We start from the raw sequence: 16,089 nt of genomic DNA on the forward strand, positions 1-16,089 counted from the left end.
GTCTGATGTAAGTGCGACGGGGGTGAATAGGAATGGCACGAATCAAACTGACGGCGGGACGCGTGCGGGATTTTGCATGCGAGCCTGGCAAGCAGCAAAGTTTCCTCTGGGACTCGGAACAGGCGGGGCTGGCACTGCGCGCGACCGCGCGGGGCGCAAAGGCTTACATATTCCAGCGACCGCTTGGGGGGAGGGAAATACGCATCACCATCGGCAAGGAATCGGCGTATGACATTGACGACGCCCGCGAGCGTGCCCGCGAACTGCAACGGATGATTGACGCAGGGAAAGACCCGCGCGAGGAAAAGCGCGAAACGATGGAGGCCGACCGCGTCGCCGCCGAAACTCGCCGCATTACCGCACAACGCGAAGCCGTAACCCTGCGTGCTGCGTGGGACGCTTACATAGCCGAGCGCCGTCCGAAGTGGTCTGAATTGCACTATCGCGACCATGTAACTGTCGCGAGCCCGGGCGGAGAGAAAAAACTTCGCGGCAAGGGTCTGACGGAACCGGGACCGCTCGCGCCGCTGCTCGACCTGCGGCTCGCGGACCTGAGCGCCGAACGCGTGGCCGAATGGCTGGCGGTGGAAGCGGCGAAGCGCCCGGCACGTGCGCGCCTTGCGTTCAACCTGCTGCGCATTTTCGCAGGGTGGTGCGATTCAAAGGCAGACTATCGCGGGCTGATGGACCCGCAGGCCGTTTCCACGCGCATATCGAAAGATGAGCTCCCGAAGCGCGGGGCGAAGAGTGACGGCCTGCAGCGCGAGCAACTGGCCGCTTGGTTTGCCGCCGTGCGTCAGCTTGAAAATCCGGTTATGGAAGCGTATTTGATTGGCCTGCTGCTTACCGGCGCGCGCCGCGAGGAATTGGCCGGTCTGAAATGGACAGCTATCGATTTCAAATGGCGCAGCCTGCACATCGCTGACAAGCTGGAGGACACCGGGCGCACGATTCCGTTGACGCCTTATTTTGGGAGTCTTCTGCTCGAACTCAAACACATCAATGAAATGCCGCCGAACGTGCGCCAACTGCGTCGCCTCGAAACGCGGGGCGAAACGTGGACGCCAAGCGAGTGGGTTTTCAGCAGCAAAAAATCAAGTGATGGCCGACTTGCATCCCCGAATAACGCGCTACACCGTGTTTGTCAGATAGCAGGCATTCCGCCCGTGACGCTGCACGGCCTGCGGCGATCGTTCGGCACACTGTCCGAATGGGTCGAACTGCCGACCGGTATCGTGGCGCAAATCATGGGCCACAAGCCGAGCGCCACTGCCGAAAAGCATTACCGCGTGAGGCCGTTGGACCTGCTGCGCCAGTGGCATGACCGCTTGGAGGCGTGGATTTTGGAGCAGGGCGGAATTGACTTCAAGCCCGAGCAGGCAGAACAGGGCTTGCATGCCGTGAAATAATGGACGGCGGCGCGCCCCGCGCGAACGGGGTGCGCCGCCTGACCACAAACCCGCCTTTAGGGAGGCGCGGCAATGGCTGACGCTTATGGTCTCACACTGCCGGACTGGCTGACGCTTGAAAGAGCGGCTGAATGGTTGACCGAGCGCACGCACGCAGGCGGTGTGAAGTGGACGGTAGATTCGCTGCTCGGTACCTTGTGCACCGGCATCGGGCCGCTTGCGGATATTCACGAATCACTGCCCGTCTGGCTGCTGACGCCATCGCTCGATTTTCACGTTGTCACTGCAACCACGGCAGGGCAGCGCATCGAAAGCGCGAGCATACCGATTACGCATGAAACCCTGCGCCTGTTTTGCGTGCACTCGTCTATTGACAGCGCGATGGTGGGGGTGCGTTTTGCGGATGGCACCGATGCGCGATTGACTGGCGGCACCGCGATACCGCGCGGTTGGCTTGCGGTGCGCGGCTTTGACTTGCTCATGTTTCTGGTCGCCTACGCGGGCTTGCGCAAAGACCTTGAGGCTACCACGCACGCCAGCAACGACGAGCCCCCTGCGAAACATTCGGACTGGAGGGATGCTGCGCGGGCAATAGCCGACGAACTGTATGCTCGTGATAAGGACAATGGCGTGCGTGGCACTTTAGACGGCTACTCAAAACGGGTGCTGGAAGTAATGCAACAGCGCGGAATTCCCGGGCCGAAAGGACGTTATGACAATCCCGGCACCGTGAAGCGTGAGGCGCTGCAAGGCGACAAATGGTGGGCCAAAAAGCAAAAGTGACGTAGTGGGGAACGTGGGAATCGATTCCCCATCGTTTTCCCCACACACGAGAATCGGCCCAAAGCCAGCACCCGTAAGGGTTTTCTGGATTTTTTCGTTATGCTTGGCGGGGAAATTTCCCACCACTTGAATGCATTGTGTTGCAACCAATGCCGCCGATGCGGAAAGGTGACACGATGCAAGCCGGCAATGCCTCTCAATTGACTACACTCGCCGCGACGCTGCGCGACGCACAGAAGGCGTTTCAGTTGGCGCATGCGGTAGCGCTGGCTGCGCTGGCGGCTCTTGTATCTGATTCGCCAGACGACGCTGTGCCATCTTGCGAAAGCCAGCCGCCGCAGGCGCACTCGATACGCGGGCCTCCCGTTAAAGCGGGCCCGTTGATGACCGCCGAACTTGCGCGCGAGTTGAACATCACTCCGGGCACTATCCGCCGCCGCCTTTGCGATACGGGCTCCTATTTCGGTCTGGTGCCAGTCAAGCTCGCGAGTGGCCGCCTGATGTGGCCACCGGATTCCGTGGCACAGCTGACCCGTGGCGACCCACGTCCGTCCCCCATCCGTGAGCGTGCCACACAGGTCGAGCGCGCGCGAGACGCGTCATGACCGCCGCCGCGAATGAGGCTGATGCGCTCGCCCGCGCTCGCTCGCAGCTATGGACAATTCCGGCGGCTCTACCGCGCGCCGAATGGGTCCGCACGCTGATGGCCGCGCGCTCGGCAGGTATTGGTGAAAACGAAGCCCGCGACTGGTCCGCATCCGCACCTGACTCGTTTGACGAGAAGAACTTCGGCGCGACGTGGCGCTCGATCACCACCGACGCCGGTATCGGTCCCGGCACGCTCGCCTATATCGCGAAGTCATTCGGATGGCAACCGGCGCGCCTTTCGAATCCGCCGCCCGTGCGTGCGGCCTGGGCTCGCAAGTCGGCACCGGGCAAGCGCGAGCCGATCCGCGACGCCGACACCGCAACGATGCTGGCCGCGCTATGGGACCGGCACGAAGCCGCCCGCACCGCCGATCCGCAGCATCCGTATCTGCTGAAAAAGCGCGTGCTGCCGCATTTCGCCCGCCAGGATGGCGACGATCTTTTGATAGGTATGTTCGATAGCGCGAGCGCCGAATTCGTCGGGCTGCAGACCATCACGCCGGACGGCGAAAAGCGGTTTTCCAGAGGGACGCGGGCCGCTGGTGCATTCCACCTTGTCGAATGGCCAGAGCCGCTCGATGCGCGTGATCCTTCCTGCGAACAGCAGCCCGTGCTGTTTGCCGAAGGCTGGGCCAATGCCGCGACGCTCGCTGAATGCCTGCCGTGGTGCTGGTGCGTGTCAACGTTCTCCGCAGGCAATCTCCCCGCCGTTGCGCTTGCGCTCGCTCGCCAGTATCCGCACCGCCGCATGCTGGTTTGCGCCGACGACGACCGCGATGCGAACGGCCTGCCGCGCAACGGCAATCCCGGCAGGCTCGCAGCGCTCGAAGCCGCCGCCGCGCTCGAAGCCGTGACCGGCTCGCCAGCCGCAGCGAACTACCTGCTGCCAGTATTCCCCCGCGCGTGCGCATCAGGCGACTTCAATGAGATGCGTGCCGCAACTTCAGCGGCTGACGTTCGTGACCTTGTGTGCGCCGCGTTGCAGGTGGCTGAATGACCGCCGCGAGCCAGTGGGAAGCACAGCAGGCACGCGAGCGGGCCGCGATTGAAAAGGGGCGGCGACGCGCACGCAGCGCGGCGAACGGGCACGGCAAATCCGGCGATCACGTCGAGGGCGTCACTCTCCAACAGGGGAACGCGATGAGCATGAAGCATGTTGAATTTCTGTGGCCCGGGTATCTGGCACGCGGCGCGGTGCATGTTGTGGCCGGGCACAGTGGCGAAGGCAAATCCACCCTGATGTCCGCGCTCTCCGCCGCGTTCACGACAGGAGGGCGTCTGCCTGACGGCTCGCGCGCACCAGTGTGCAACGTGCTGATCTATTCAGGCGAGGAAGGCATCCAGGACACGCTATTGCCCCGTCTGCGCGGCATGGGCGCGGACATGGAACGCATCTTTATTCCGAAGGCACGCTATGACGCCGCAGGCCACGTCACACCGTTCGACCCGTCAACCGATATCGAGCTTCTGAAACTCGCCGTTGCTGAACACGAAATCGGCATGGTGGTCCTCGATCCGGTGATGGCACTGATGAGCACCGGTAGCGGCAATGACGCGCGTGATGTGCGGCACTCCCTTCGCCCCGTACAGGAACTCGCTGAAACGACCGGCGCATCAGTGATCGGCGTGACGCACTTCGGTAAGTCAACGAAGGATCGCACGCTTGAAGCGCGCATTTTGGGAAGTCAGGCGTGGGCCGCTGTCGCGCGTTCGTGTCTGGTGGTCGTCCGCGAGTCCGACAGCGAACGGCGTGTGCTACTGCGCGTAAAGACCAACATTGCGCGCCGTGATGGCGGGGTCGTGTTCCATCTCGCGCCGCTTTCGTTCGACTGGCACGGCGAAACGTTTCACACGATGGGCGTGCAGTGGGGCCGTGTGCTGACCGGCGTACCAGAAACGATTGCGGATGCTATCGAATCGGATGCGGCGAAAGATGAACGCATCGAGGCAATGCGTGCATTCGTATCCGACCTGTTCGACGGACGCGACGAAGTGCCAAGCATTGACGTTGAAGCCCAGGCAAAAGCCTGCGGCGTGTCCTATCGCGGGGTGCAGCGGATGGCGCGCGACGAGATGGGGGTGCTGATCCGGCGCGGCGGTAACGACCCGTCTGCGCCGTGGGTATGGCGCATTCCGCCGACCGGTTTGCGCAGCGGTTCCGCTGACCGGCTTGCGCCGTTCTATTGCTCCACGGAAGAGGTTGATTGACCCCAGAGTCTCTCTGTATCTGTTACGTGTGTAGGTAAGTGTTATTTCTATTACTTCTTTTACGTCTATCGACGTCTGTGGAGCAATAGCCTTACTGGTGGCTTAGGCGCAGCAGATGCAACAGGTGTATGAGCCGCTGACAGACACCTCAGAAAGCGACAGATGCACAGACGTAAGAGGGGTACGTGCGCGCGCGCGAAGGGAGGCAATCGTGATTGACGGACTGGTGAGCGGCACGCTCGCGAAAGACCCGGAGGCCCGCACCGCGAAGAACGGCAATGCATACGCGCTCGCCACACTACGCGTGCCGACCGGTGGCGATAGCGTGATTTTTGCGCGGGTGATGGCATTCGACGCCCACGTGCGCGACGAACTGCTCGCGCTCTCGAAGGGCGATTCGGTGAGCGTGACCGGCCCGCTCGAACTGGGGATATGGAACGCCGATAACGGCGAGGCGCGAGTGTCGATGTCGATGGTGACGCACGGGCTCGTGTCTGCCTATCACGTGCGCCACAAACGCGCGGAAGTCGCCAACGCGCAGCAGCAGCACGCGGCACGCGCCGAGGCGAAGCATGCGAATGGCGCACGAGCTTCACCGCAGCGCAGCGGCCGCGATTTTCACGATGACGAACTCGGCGACGTGGCGTTTTGAAGTCTCACCACTGGAGGCAGATCATGACGAAGGCAGCAGAGAAGGTAACCGATGCGAAAGACCCACTCACGCTCGGCGCGGCTCACATTCGCCAATTGCGCGAGGCGCGCGCAAAGCTCACGAGCGAAGTGCCGCGCCTCGCCGCGCTCGTGGAGGCCGCAGATGGGCATAGCGGCGAGATTCAGAGCCTGCAGCGGGCTCGAACCGAGGCACAGGCACTTGCACTCATCGATTCGCACGAAGCCGACACGGCCTCAATTGACGCGGGCATTGCCGAAGCCGAACACGCGGCGGCGAAGGCGCTTGAAGATGGTTTAACGGCACACGCCGCGCTAGACGTGATTGCGCAACGCCGTGCGGCCCTCGATGCCGACCTGAACCAAGCCGTTGAAGCCCAGCTCGAAACGGCAGCGCGTGACCTGATCGCACGGCGCGAAGCCACCTACACTGAGTTCAACACCGCAGTCAATGCGCTGCGCGCGCCGCTTGAGCGCATGCTCGCGTTTGAGCTCTCGCTCATCGAAGTTCGCAGGCGCCAATCGAAGGCGAGTGGCAGCGGTATCGGGCCTGCGCATAACCTTGTCGCCGCGCTACAAGACCAGGGGCTTCGTGTACTGCGCGAACACGATCACGCGGTATGGCCGGTCGCATGGCTGTCATGGCCGGAACTCACGTCAACCTCACCGGCATTCAGACGGGACTTCTTCCACGACGCGGGGCTCGATTGACCGCCCACCACTCAACAAAGGAGCACATCATGACCACCGAGAAACAAGGCCCTGCGGCATACGCGCACCTGTTACGTGCCGATCCGCGACTGATTGCGAAGATGCAGCAGATTTTCGCGGAAGCAGACCGCCGTGACCGCGAAGCGGCGGCCCAGCGTGAGACCGCCCGTGTGGTGCGTGAGGCGAACAAGGCAGCGGCGCGCATCATCGCTGCCAACGAAAAACGCCTGGGGCTCGCGCCACCGCCTGCGCCCACCACGAAGCTCGGCGCGCGGATTGTCAGGGCGGATGCGCGGCGGCGCGGAGAGTGAAGGCACTGGCGCGCGATGGAACTCCGGGAACTCCCGAACAAGGATGCCCGGAATGCTTTCGCGAAGCTTACGGGTCCTTGGTAGTGCTCAGGCCCCACGGGCTACGATCGCGCGCATTGCCTCCCTAGCTAAAGCTCCCGAAACGGAATTTAATAACGGTGTCGCCCCGCCTAGAAGGCGTCATGCGTGCAAATGATCGGACGTGGCCACGGGCACTGCGCCAGTGTCTCCGGTGCTTCCGGCCTCTGGCAGTGATCAGTTTCAAACGAGTTCCTAGGTTATATTGCGCGTTTCGACTCGGCGATGAGGCGCGCGGCGGAATGGATATTTTTGGCGTTATAAGAAAATGGGATTTTGATCGTCCCAACCTTGACTTCGCCACCTACTGTCGGAAGGCCGTGGGGCAAATGGCGGATGACATCCAGAATTGTTATTTGAAAGCCCCGCCCCCATCGGTAGGACGCTTCAGCCAGAGCCTCTTCACGGCGACCGAGATCGTCGAAAATAGAAAGCCTGCTGAAGAGCTTGGACTACCCCTTCTATTCTCGAAGCAAGTCATGTTGCCGGACCCGCTGTTCAGTTTATTGGCACCGCGTGCTTCGATGCTCTGGAAGCGCTTGCCAGAAGGCGGTAGCAAGAGCTACTCCAAGATTCCACAAGTAACCTCACCATGGAAGAGCTATTGGTCAACGGACATACCTGAGCGCTTCGCGTTCCTCAACTCGACACTGCCACCGCTCGTCGCGCAGCTGATGAAGCTTCGGCCTCTGATCGACGCTGGACATATCGTGCTTCATCCATGGGAGCTAGCCGTGGAACCCGAGGTCGAATTGCTCAGAAAGTCGGTCATCGATCTGCAGGATAAGCCGGATGTGATCAAAGAGATTACTCAACGGTTTAAACAGGACAATTATTCGGCTGGCGTGCGTGTCGGCCCAATCGGTCTTGAAGTCAGTCGAGACGTGCCTTCGCACGGGTTGCGGAAGGGCGATCCAATGTGGTTCGGAGACAAGGCGGGAATTCTGGCAATGGGACTCATCCATTCCATCGTGGCCACCAAATATTCATCGAGTCTTCTCGATACGCTGCCGGGCGACCGGCTTGTTTACGACTATGTTCGTACAGGTGGCAACCTTAAGCCGAAGACCGATCAGATCGTCAGTTCCATACAGGTACCGAATCTGTCGGAGGCTCTTTGGGATGATATTGTCGCGATCAAGAACGACTCTGAACTGTTGGCCCAACTCAAGGATACGATTGCCGAGGTCGCGTACTGCAATGACGACGACCAGAAGGTGCTGATCAAGGAGGAAATCGCAAGCATCGCATCAAAGCTGAAGGCTGAAACAACCCTGAAAAAATACGCCAAGTATTCTGTCTCGGACTTTGGCGTCGGGCTGATTGGCGGCGCAACTTCGAACCTGATGACAGGCTCCACCGGTGTCGTTGCGGTAGCAGCTGCCGCAGTCAGTGCCGGTACGTCATTCGGTTACAGGCTCATGTCGGAATATTTCGGAGCAGAGAACAGGGGGCGGCGGCGGCGCCGGGATGTAATTGTGCGCATCAAGCACAAGCTCTGACCTTCGCGCGTTTGTCACGCCCGAAGGCACAGACTTCGCTCCACGTAACGTCGAAGATGCTTCTGGCCGAGTAAAGCGGGCGGCCACTGGCGTGCCCGGCAAGCACGTGGCAATTGGCCTCCAATATTGGCGTAGGATCGATGTGGGCCGCAGTGGCCCATGTCGTTAGTTCAAGCTCTCTCATGGGCGGCCCGCATCGAGACTGCCGGGGTTTTTTGGATCTTCGGATTCTCGGGGGATGGATCGCTTGCCGACCATAGCAGACGCATTGTTAGCGATTGAACGGACAGTCGGCGAGGTCAGTCATCGAATGCGAACGGTGCATCCGGATCCTTGCCCTCTTTTAGCATATCGCACTCGCGAACGAACTGTCTGGCCGCAGGTTCCCACCGTTCGGCGACCACTCCCTCAGCCAGGAGCGTCGATACTCTCATTGCCATAGCTTGAACGTCGGCATACGGCGCAAGCCTTTTGGGATTGACCCGAATCTGAACGCGCAATGCGTGCTCCCCGAATGCGTTAGACGTACTTGTCGTCATGTGCGATGCAATGAGCTTCAACAATCCATCGTCCGATGATACCGCCTGGGCCCACCATGCCGCGGTCTCTGCGTCTCCACCCCAACGCCGCCAGCCACTGAGTAAGGAGGCAATCGACGGATGGTCAATAAACTCCGGAGCAACAGAGGACTGACGAATCTTGCGCAGCCATACTTCCTTCAGTTCGGTGCATTCCGCCATCGTCAAAGGTGATTCACCCCCCCCTTTGGCTGCCTCTTCTGCCCGTTCGTATAGTCCGCCGAACAAGAGTTCTCCGCACCTCAGCGCGTTGCCTGCTGTGAAGGCCTCTGTTAATAGCCGAAGTCGCCCCGCCGCATCGCACTTCTTCAGAAGCTGGTACACGATTCGGCTAACTCGAGCCTCGTTGCCGAAATCGAATTCACCGGGCACGATGTCGGTTGGTATCACCAGTTCATCTCCAACCATCATCAACGCGCGAATAACAGGTTCAGCGTTCTCTGCGGTCAAGTCACTTGGTACATGATCCAAAAACCGTTCGAGCAGGTCTCTAACTTTGGAGATGCCATTTGGATGCTTTTGCCGTGCCGCTTGCCGTAGCGCAACTGTGAATGCGTCACTATCGTTGACCGATTCGAGCATCGCGTCGACCTCAGCTCTCGACACGGCGCCCGCGGGCAACGAAAGGCGAAAGTAGGTTGGAAATACCTCAGGTGAGCAGACGCGTAGATCGCGCCTCCATTGGAGCGCCGATTCCGCAGAGTAGTGCATATTGGACCACACGGACTCGAGACGCGGAAACAAGCGCTGCATTAGATCCTTAGTCGACTCTCGAAGTGCTTCGGGAAGCTTGGCTAGCCATGCGTTATGAAAGGCGAGCGCAGAATCCCTTTCGTGTCCGTAGTCCGCAGCATGATAGCCGGTGAACTGTTCCGGGGTCGTTCGAACCGCGTCGTACGCACCGGGGAGAAAAACGCGCAGGCACTCGACTGCGATGAAGTCCACCGGATTCACTTCACCCACAACAGCGGGATATGTCACGCTTAACGAATTGGTTAAGCGAACGATGTCCCGTGGTACTTGAAACAGCGGATCAAGGCCGTCGAAAAACACGTTTGTCCAGTACGATGAATCGAAGCGCCCATCAGGTGTTCCAGGCATCGCTGCGTCGAGCCTTACAAACAGCGCCCTGCGCAGCGTCTCGCGATCGACTCGCGGGAGCTCGAATGGGACCTGGATGATTTTCTCGAGGTAGCGTTCCCCGGGCAATCCCGTCTGCTCGCTGATGGCTGCACTTGCGACATCGCGGTCGAACGCGAGTAAGTAGGTGACGTATGGAAAGTCCGCCAAGGCCTTGATGACTGTAAAGAGCTGGCGCACTTCTTCTGGCGTAAGACGATCGATGTCGTCTACGATAACGAGTACACGCTTACGCTGCTCGCGTAGCAGCTTCGAAAGCGCTGTCTTCAATGCTGGAACGTCTTGCGGCTTTCGCGCCACAAGTTTGGCGCCTGAGCGGAATATACCGCCAAGCCATCTGTGGCCGGTCGCCGTTGCGACGACATCGACAACCCCGCCGATTGCCTCCGAAAACTCAGCAATTTTGTCTGCTATAGCTTTAAAGTCCGCGTATTTTTCGGGCAAGATGGCTTGAAGCTGACTGAGGAACGCCTTAGCGAGGTTCTCTTGACCCGAAAACCACCAGGGATTGAACGGTACAACCACGGGGCGCTCGGGCTCAGGGCTTTGCTCAAGGTAATGTTCGACGTACGCCAGAACTGTGGATTTTCCAGAACCCCAAGGGCCGAACAGTGCTAGTACGATTCCTTCGGCAGCAGTTTGACGACGAATTGCGTTGGCCAGTGAACGTGCAAACGACGAGTGATCGAAAAGGTCGTCTGCGGGGTCGGACAGGGGGCGATCGGAGGAGAGGTCAGTCACACTGGCTCCAAGTAAGAGAGTCCGCTGGTAGGACACGCAGGCGTTTCCTGGCCATTGTAGCCGCGGAACGTCTGCTTTCTGGGATCAGGTACGGACGTCTCCTATTGGCCCTGTGGCTGTCTCCGCCGCGCGTCGTCGCTGGCCTACCAGACCGGGCGAGGATTCGCGGGTGGAAGTGTGGTACAGCAAGGTGGTTGATGGGCCAAGTGAACGCAAATGAATTGGCCCACCTAATCGGGCGGTGTATTCCTGCTATTGCTAGCGCAGTGAGGGGCAAGATGACTGGCGAAGACTTCCAAAAGCGGCTTGACGCGGCATTTATTCACGAGGGGCATGACTATGGCCGTGTGCGCTCGATATTTGAGGCTGAAGACATATTCAGCAATACCGCGCTTAAATTTAGCGGACACATGGCGCTTTCGAATGGATTCAAGGCCTGCTTTCTTGAGGCAGTAGAGCTTCTCAACACTCACTGCCGACCGCTTGTCAACGCGCCACTGTCGGCGTTCTACGTGCTGTTTCTTCCGCGCATAGCAAGCGCGTTCCATACACTCTGCGCTGCCGAACGGGCCGCGCTTAGGGGCTATCCGCGCCCCGCCTTCACTACCCTCCGCAACGTCTTCGACGACTGCGTCCTCACGGCCGCTGCACTCCAGAAGATCACAGACTTCTACAAGATCGAAGGAATTGATCCGACCAACACGGACAAGACCACCGATCTAGTCGCCATCAAGAAAGCCCGAAAGCAGAATGAGTTTGATGTGCGCAAGTTGATGACGGGGAGCGACAGCGGCCTAGGAACAGACATCACCGACGTGCTGGCAAAGATCGATGCACTCTACGATTTCGAAGTTCATGGCAGTCGCCTATCGCTGACTCGCGCCGAGGACTACATGAAGGGAGAGGGGCCGTTGCCAGTGCTGCCCGCGTTCACGGAACGCGACTTTGCGTGGTTCATGAACCGCTACAACGAAGTGGCGTGGTCGCTGCACCGCCTCGTGCCCGCAATGCAACCTCCTGACGCGCCGATGCCAACGGACTGGGCCGATCGATGGACACTCGTCGATGAGTCATTCGACATCTGTGCCCGCTCACTGACGGAGCAACTCGGCAAGAAGTTTGGTGACGCCTACGCCGACTTCATGAAGGTGAAGTTCCCCTTTACCGCCAAATCGACCTTCCCCCTCTAGGCTGGCCTTCAGAGGGAAATCGGGCAGCGAACAGCAATATGGCGCGCGGCACAATGTATTGCCTGCCCGCCTTTCCGGCGCGGGTGGTCGACGTGGCGGACGGCTCTTGCTGCTGCGCCTGCGGACCGCCCGGCACGCGCGTCCTGATGGCATGGCTCAACAGGCTCCCACCTAAACGCTCGGTCGCAATGTCCCTTTCCGCGCTCTGCTGCCGCAGCCACTCGCGATCGCAGTCGGGGGTCCAGACGATAACTGGGGACCGAAACTGGCTCGTGCTCATGGCGCACATCGCCGTGGTGGTGGAGGCCGTGATTACCACGCCGTGCTGCGCAGGCCGAAGTCGTCTTTGTGCCGTGCGGGCTTTTTCTGCTTGCCGACAGGCGAGAGCCCTTCCGATCATGGCGAATGCTGCCTGATCATTTGCGCTTGCGCAGTCTGCCGGCGGGTCGCTTCACGGGCTCGTCAGGAAGCGGCGCTGACTTCAGACGCTCGTTCGCGGCTTTCATGCTCTCACGGTTCAAATAATCTTCGATAGCGACGCGTGAATACTTGACGCGGGTTCCAAGTCGTACTGGAACCGGTCAATCTTCCGCCTCAGATTCTAGCCTCAGGATCGCACCCACGCTACAACTCAACATCGAAGCGACATCCTTGCGTGACAGCATAAGCGCAACTTGCTTCGGTTCCAGCTTCGCTTCTGTCTCTGGATGCGATGGCTCAGGTGCGAATGCCTGGTAGCACTGCGCCTGAATCGCGATCTCGTCGGAGATAGCCTCGCGAATTTCACGAATCAACGCGCGGCCAAGCGCAGCCAATGCCTCTTCAACGCTCGATTTCGTGCCGGTGCTTTCTCGTTCAATAGCTGCAGACGCCTGGCGAACGTTTCGGCCTTTGCCTTATCCCACAGCTTCGGGAGACCATGAGGCGTATCCAGCGGGTCAAACGCAATCTTCTTCTCCTTGCGCAAAGCGTCGAAGTTCGAGCTACTGTCTAGCAGACCAATGAACTCGGAAGTCGTGATGTAGTCGTCCGCCCTTACGTTCATCGATTCGAGCGCGCGTCTCTTCGCCGATTTGGTTACTGATTTACTGATGTTCTCGATGCGTCGGTCGGAAGGCATTTCATTCCCCTTGGTTAGCTAATCAATTGCGCTTCCGCTGGGCTATAGTCGTGCGAATCTGCCAACCCTTCACGCCCTCCCTGACGGGCTCACCCGATGAGCCACCCCGCGCGCCGCTGGTTTCGCTCATGCTGCAGTCGCATTGAGGAGCATCACGTGGCTGGGATCGCAGCGCAGGAGCAGTTCGAGCCGTTCGCCTAGCGACTCGCGCGGTACTTTTCTGCAGCGTAGTCGTACTGCGCATGTACGTGGCGGAACTTTTTTCCTCGCGAATGTAAGGGTCGTTACAGCCTGTCCTCGGGCCACCCGGATGGTACATGTTCCGGATCGTTCTTCTCGCTGATAGCAAGACCTTCGACTATTGTATGGTGGGTGTTTGCCTACACCTGATTTCGCAAAATGCCAACATAATTATGTGCGACAGTAGCGACTGCCGCGACCACGGGGGATGCCGATATATCCCCGAGCACAAGCACGTGCAATCGGAAATTCGCCGTTCTGACGAACTCGACTCAAAGCTGTCGATTGGTTCGCTTCGATGTCCGCGAACTATTGGGCAAGGTAGTGGGAGTAGAGCGGTGACAGGCGAAGGCCGCTCGGTATTGCGCCGACACGTGGCACGTGGTTGGCACCCACGGGGCGGATTTGCTATGGATTTGGGAACAAAACTGTTGCGGCGTTTCCGGAGACAACAGTTTGCACTTTGGATGGCGCTGTCTAGGTTCATCACTCAGTATTACGCCAGTAGATAGGATGAGAGCACATGGCTGACAAATACGCCTGTTTCAAGGAACTGCAAGCAGCCGAAGCTCCCGGAACATTCACCATTTTCGCCCGCGAGAGCCATGCCACCTTTGCGGTGATGGCGCCGCATGGTGGCCGTATAGAGCCTGGAACGTCTGAGATTGCTCGCGCTATCGCGGGCGACGACCTCGCCCTATATATCTTTGATGCAACCAAGGACAAGAGTAACAGGGACTTGCACATAACGAGCAGTCGCTTCGATGAGCCGGAATGCCTCCACATGCTGCGCACTGTCCGGATGGTATTAACCATTCATGGTGAGGAGAGTGACGCAGACACGGTGTTTGTTGGTGGGAGGCATCCAGATTTCCCAGGCATCCTGAGAGCGGAACTCGCGCCAGCAGGCTTCCATGTTGAGGAACATGAGAACCGCCACTTGCAAGGACGCGATCCGCTGAATATCTGCAATAGAGGCGTCAGCGGCCGCGGCATGCAGCTCGAACTTTCCAGGGGACTCCGGCAAACACTCTTCAAATCGCTGAAGAAAGACGGCCTGCGGGAGCACACCCCGCGGTTCGTTCATTTTTGCCGCGCAGTGCGAGCGGCGTTATTGAAGACTCCGGCCTGACGCTGCGCCGACAAAACAAAATTGACGAGGTGTTGCTGTGGAGCGCGTCAATGGCCGATTCAGCGTCCGCATCGATAATCGCGCCGACCATCGCGTGTGTGATCGAGGTTGTCGAGAAGGTGAGGAGCGCCGGCAACACGCTTCCGCACGTGATGCCGGGCTATTTGGTTAGGCATGAACATCCCGAAGCCGCGCCGAAAGACCCTGATGCGTATTAAGAGACAATGGTCGAGCTATTTCACAACTTGCACGTGCAGGAGTAGCGCGATGAGCGATGCAAATACTGCAGAGCAAATGCCGGACGGCGATGAAGCGCGACGTGCTGCCCGCTTCCCGGCCATCTCATTGAGCGCCGAGTATCTCGTGATGGGTCACCTGCTGCGCAGAAACATCCTCGCGTACAAGGCCCCGCCGATGAACGAGGGCTATGACCTGATCTGCATTCACCCGGACCCACGCGTGGCATCCAGACAGGTGCGCGTACAGGTGAAGAGCCGCTACGCTACGGACTGCGATCGCGGGTTCCCGGTCAAGGAGAAGTCAATCGACGCGTTCGACTTCCTCGTGGTCGCCTTCCTGAACGTGGGCTACTACCTCTCAAAGGCGAGGAATCGAGCCGCGATCGACGGCGCGGCGGAACCGGAGTTCTACGTGCTGACGCCCGAGTTCATTCGCACCCACCACCGCAAGAGCGGCGGATGGGAAAAGGTCATGCTGCGCGGTCTCGATATCGCAGCGTACAAGAACGAGGCAGGTTTCGAATTGATCGCGCGGGCCCTTGATGTCCCGTATCCGTCGAAATAGCACGATGCAGCGCTCTCAAAGGTGTCCGCCTATCCGTTGCCCCCTGCGTCGCGAAGTTCGTTCTATGGAAAAACAGGACGGGGGCCAGCAGGTCCCAGCGTGAACTTTTCCCTGCCCCTGACACAGTTCCTTCTCTGCGGAATGCGCTTGCCTCTCTGCGCGGACCGCCGCAGCGTCTGTCCGAATGTTGGCTTGCCGCGCAAATCCTACGTTCTCCCGGCGCATTTGTCCGATGACGATATGATCTGTCCGTGACAATTCAGGCTCGGAGGTCATATGCAGGTCTGGGGGAGATCGCTGGAATTCTGGGACAACGTATCCGTCTGCCTCATGTGGATTGCTGCTTTCACCGGTGCGGCAGCGGCTTTTTCGGGCCTTGCCGGAGCAATAATTAGCCGCCAAGTGAGTTCAGTTGTCCAACGGGACGCCGATGAAAGAATTGCATCAGCAAACGCACTAGCAGCGACATCGAATGCATCAGCCGCTGATGCCAATCTGAGGCTTCAGCAGCTTCGCAATCAGGTAGGGCCACGCCAGCTTCGACGCCCAGATTTTTTGGATGCGCTAAAGGGAGTCGCGCCGGTCCCTGTCCAGATTGTCTATCTGAGGGATGACCCGGAATGCTTCGATGTTGCGCAACAGGTGTGGAGACTTTTGCAGGACGCCGGTTGGCCCGTAACTCCACCCGAGCCGATCGTTGCCGCGCGTCAAACAAGATGAGAGCAGCGCGTCAATCAGGATGAGAGTACTGGCGTTGCGGCAGCGGTGGAGGGCGTAGCCCGGAACCGCTGCCGCAACGCCGCGCCGAGGAGCTCCCCGTCGTCG

General features: G+C 59.5%; 15 protein-coding genes. 13 read left to right on the forward strand and 2 right to left on the reverse strand.

Translation table 11 applies throughout. The annotated features are described in order from the left end of the window. Positions 1-32 precede the first annotated feature (32 nt). The 9 genes from F6X40_RS28290 (at position 33) to F6X40_RS28330 (ending at position 8,319) form a co-directional block, all read left to right on the forward strand. Positions 33-1,409, forward strand: coding sequence for a tyrosine-type recombinase/integrase (locus F6X40_RS28290; RefSeq protein ID WP_187630083.1), 1,377 nt, complete (start codon positions 33-35; stop codon positions 1,407-1,409). Between the two features lie 72 nt (positions 1,410-1,481). Beyond that, the gene (locus tag F6X40_RS28295; RefSeq protein ID WP_187630084.1) at positions 1,482-2,192 is read left to right on the forward strand and encodes a hypothetical protein; all 711 of its coding nucleotides are present in this window, start codon (positions 1,482-1,484) and stop codon (positions 2,190-2,192) included. Positions 2,193-2,368: 176 nt separating this feature from the next. Beyond that, positions 2,369-2,797: a hypothetical protein gene (locus tag F6X40_RS28300; protein WP_187630085.1), complete on the forward strand. Its 429-nt coding sequence runs from the start codon at positions 2,369-2,371 to the stop codon at positions 2,795-2,797. Beyond that, positions 2,794-3,837, forward strand: coding sequence for a PriCT-2 domain-containing protein (locus F6X40_RS28305; protein ID WP_187630086.1), 1,044 nt, complete (start codon positions 2,794-2,796; stop codon positions 3,835-3,837). Before F6X40_RS28300 ends, F6X40_RS28305 begins: the two co-directional genes overlap by 4 nt. Then, complete coding sequence (locus F6X40_RS28310) at positions 3,834-5,048, forward strand: AAA family ATPase (RefSeq protein ID WP_187630087.1); 1,215 nt, start codon at positions 3,834-3,836, stop codon at positions 5,046-5,048. Before F6X40_RS28305 ends, F6X40_RS28310 begins: the two co-directional genes overlap by 4 nt. Before the next feature lie 211 nt (positions 5,049-5,259). After that, positions 5,260-5,700: a single-stranded DNA-binding protein gene (locus F6X40_RS28315; protein ID WP_187630088.1), complete on the forward strand. Its 441-nt coding sequence runs from the start codon at positions 5,260-5,262 to the stop codon at positions 5,698-5,700. Positions 5,701-5,723: 23 nt separating this feature from the next. Further along, complete coding sequence (locus F6X40_RS28320; protein ID WP_187630089.1) at positions 5,724-6,428, forward strand: hypothetical protein; 705 nt, start codon at positions 5,724-5,726, stop codon at positions 6,426-6,428. Between the two features lie 29 nt (positions 6,429-6,457). Continuing rightward, the gene (locus tag F6X40_RS28325; RefSeq protein WP_187630090.1) at positions 6,458-6,739 is read left to right on the forward strand and encodes a hypothetical protein; all 282 of its coding nucleotides are present in this window, start codon (positions 6,458-6,460) and stop codon (positions 6,737-6,739) included. A 320-nt stretch (positions 6,740-7,059) separates the two neighbouring features. Then, positions 7,060-8,319, forward strand: a complete 1,260-nt coding sequence (locus F6X40_RS28330; protein WP_187630091.1) for a hypothetical protein — start codon at positions 7,060-7,062, stop codon at positions 8,317-8,319. 299 nt (positions 8,320-8,618) lie between these two features. Here the strand turns inward: F6X40_RS28330 and F6X40_RS28335 are convergent, their stop codons facing one another. Further along, complete coding sequence (locus F6X40_RS28335) at positions 8,619-10,778, reverse strand: P-loop NTPase fold protein (RefSeq protein ID WP_187630092.1); 2,160 nt, start codon at positions 10,776-10,778, stop codon at positions 8,619-8,621. Positions 10,779-11,056: 278 nt separating this feature from the next. Between F6X40_RS28335 and F6X40_RS28340 the strand changes: the two genes are divergently transcribed. After that, on the forward strand, positions 11,057-11,968 hold the full coding sequence (locus F6X40_RS28340) for a hypothetical protein (protein ID WP_187630093.1): 912 nt from the start codon (positions 11,057-11,059) through the stop codon (positions 11,966-11,968). A gap of 790 nt (positions 11,969-12,758) precedes the next feature. Here the strand turns inward: F6X40_RS28340 and F6X40_RS28345 are convergent. Continuing rightward, positions 12,759-13,088 (reverse strand): hypothetical protein, encoded by a 330-nt coding sequence (locus tag F6X40_RS28345; RefSeq protein ID WP_187630094.1) that lies wholly within the window; start codon positions 13,086-13,088, stop codon positions 12,759-12,761. Between the two features lie 763 nt (positions 13,089-13,851). Here F6X40_RS28345 and F6X40_RS28350 point away from each other — a divergent pair. From F6X40_RS28350 to F6X40_RS28360, 3 genes are read left to right on the forward strand one after another with little or no spacing between them, the layout of a single operon-like run. Next, positions 13,852-14,460 carry a poly-gamma-glutamate hydrolase family protein gene (locus F6X40_RS28350; protein ID WP_187630095.1) on the forward strand — a complete coding sequence of 203 codons (609 nt, stop codon included), beginning with the start codon at positions 13,852-13,854 and terminating at the stop codon, positions 14,458-14,460. A gap of 50 nt (positions 14,461-14,510) precedes the next feature. Then, the gene (locus F6X40_RS28355; RefSeq protein ID WP_187630096.1) at positions 14,511-14,678 is read left to right on the forward strand and encodes a hypothetical protein; all 168 of its coding nucleotides are present in this window, start codon (positions 14,511-14,513) and stop codon (positions 14,676-14,678) included. A gap of 49 nt (positions 14,679-14,727) precedes the next feature. Further along, positions 14,728-15,264, forward strand: a complete 537-nt coding sequence (locus tag F6X40_RS28360) for a hypothetical protein (protein WP_187630097.1) — start codon at positions 14,728-14,730, stop codon at positions 15,262-15,264. Positions 15,265-16,089: the final 825 nt, after the last annotated feature.

The organism is Paraburkholderia sp. UCT31 (assembly GCF_014397655.1).
GTDB classification, from domain to species: Bacteria; Pseudomonadota; Gammaproteobacteria; order Burkholderiales; family Burkholderiaceae; genus Paraburkholderia; species Paraburkholderia tuberum.

What these genes read in the sequence shown, in the direction of transcription:
- F6X40_RS28325 (WP_187630090.1), top strand. Translation starts at nt 6,458, where the DNA reads ATGACCACCGAGAAACAAGGCCCTGCGGCATACGCGCACCTGTTACGT.
- F6X40_RS28330 (WP_187630091.1), top strand. Translation starts at nt 7,060, where the DNA reads ATGGATATTTTTGGCGTTATAAGAAAATGGGATTTTGATCGTCCCAAC.
- F6X40_RS28300 (WP_187630085.1), top strand. Translation starts at nt 2,369, where the DNA reads ATGCAAGCCGGCAATGCCTCTCAATTGACTACACTCGCCGCGACGCTG.
- F6X40_RS28295 (WP_187630084.1), top strand. Translation starts at nt 1,482, where the DNA reads ATGGCTGACGCTTATGGTCTCACACTGCCGGACTGGCTGACGCTTGAA.
- F6X40_RS28340 (WP_187630093.1), top strand. Translation starts at nt 11,057, where the DNA reads ATGACTGGCGAAGACTTCCAAAAGCGGCTTGACGCGGCATTTATTCAC.
- F6X40_RS28320 (WP_187630089.1), top strand. Translation starts at nt 5,724, where the DNA reads ATGACGAAGGCAGCAGAGAAGGTAACCGATGCGAAAGACCCACTCACG.
- F6X40_RS28310 (WP_187630087.1), top strand. Translation starts at nt 3,834, where the DNA reads ATGACCGCCGCGAGCCAGTGGGAAGCACAGCAGGCACGCGAGCGGGCC.
- F6X40_RS28355 (WP_187630096.1), top strand. Translation starts at nt 14,511, where the DNA reads ATGGCCGATTCAGCGTCCGCATCGATAATCGCGCCGACCATCGCGTGT.
- F6X40_RS28345 (WP_187630094.1), bottom strand. Translation starts at nt 13,088, where the DNA reads ATGCCTTCCGACCGACGCATCGAGAACATCAGTAAATCAGTAACCAAA.
- F6X40_RS28305 (WP_187630086.1), top strand. Translation starts at nt 2,794, where the DNA reads ATGACCGCCGCCGCGAATGAGGCTGATGCGCTCGCCCGCGCTCGCTCG.
- F6X40_RS28360 (WP_187630097.1), top strand. Translation starts at nt 14,728, where the DNA reads ATGAGCGATGCAAATACTGCAGAGCAAATGCCGGACGGCGATGAAGCG.
- F6X40_RS28350 (WP_187630095.1), top strand. Translation starts at nt 13,852, where the DNA reads ATGGCTGACAAATACGCCTGTTTCAAGGAACTGCAAGCAGCCGAAGCT.
- F6X40_RS28290 (WP_187630083.1), top strand. Translation starts at nt 33, where the DNA reads ATGGCACGAATCAAACTGACGGCGGGACGCGTGCGGGATTTTGCATGC.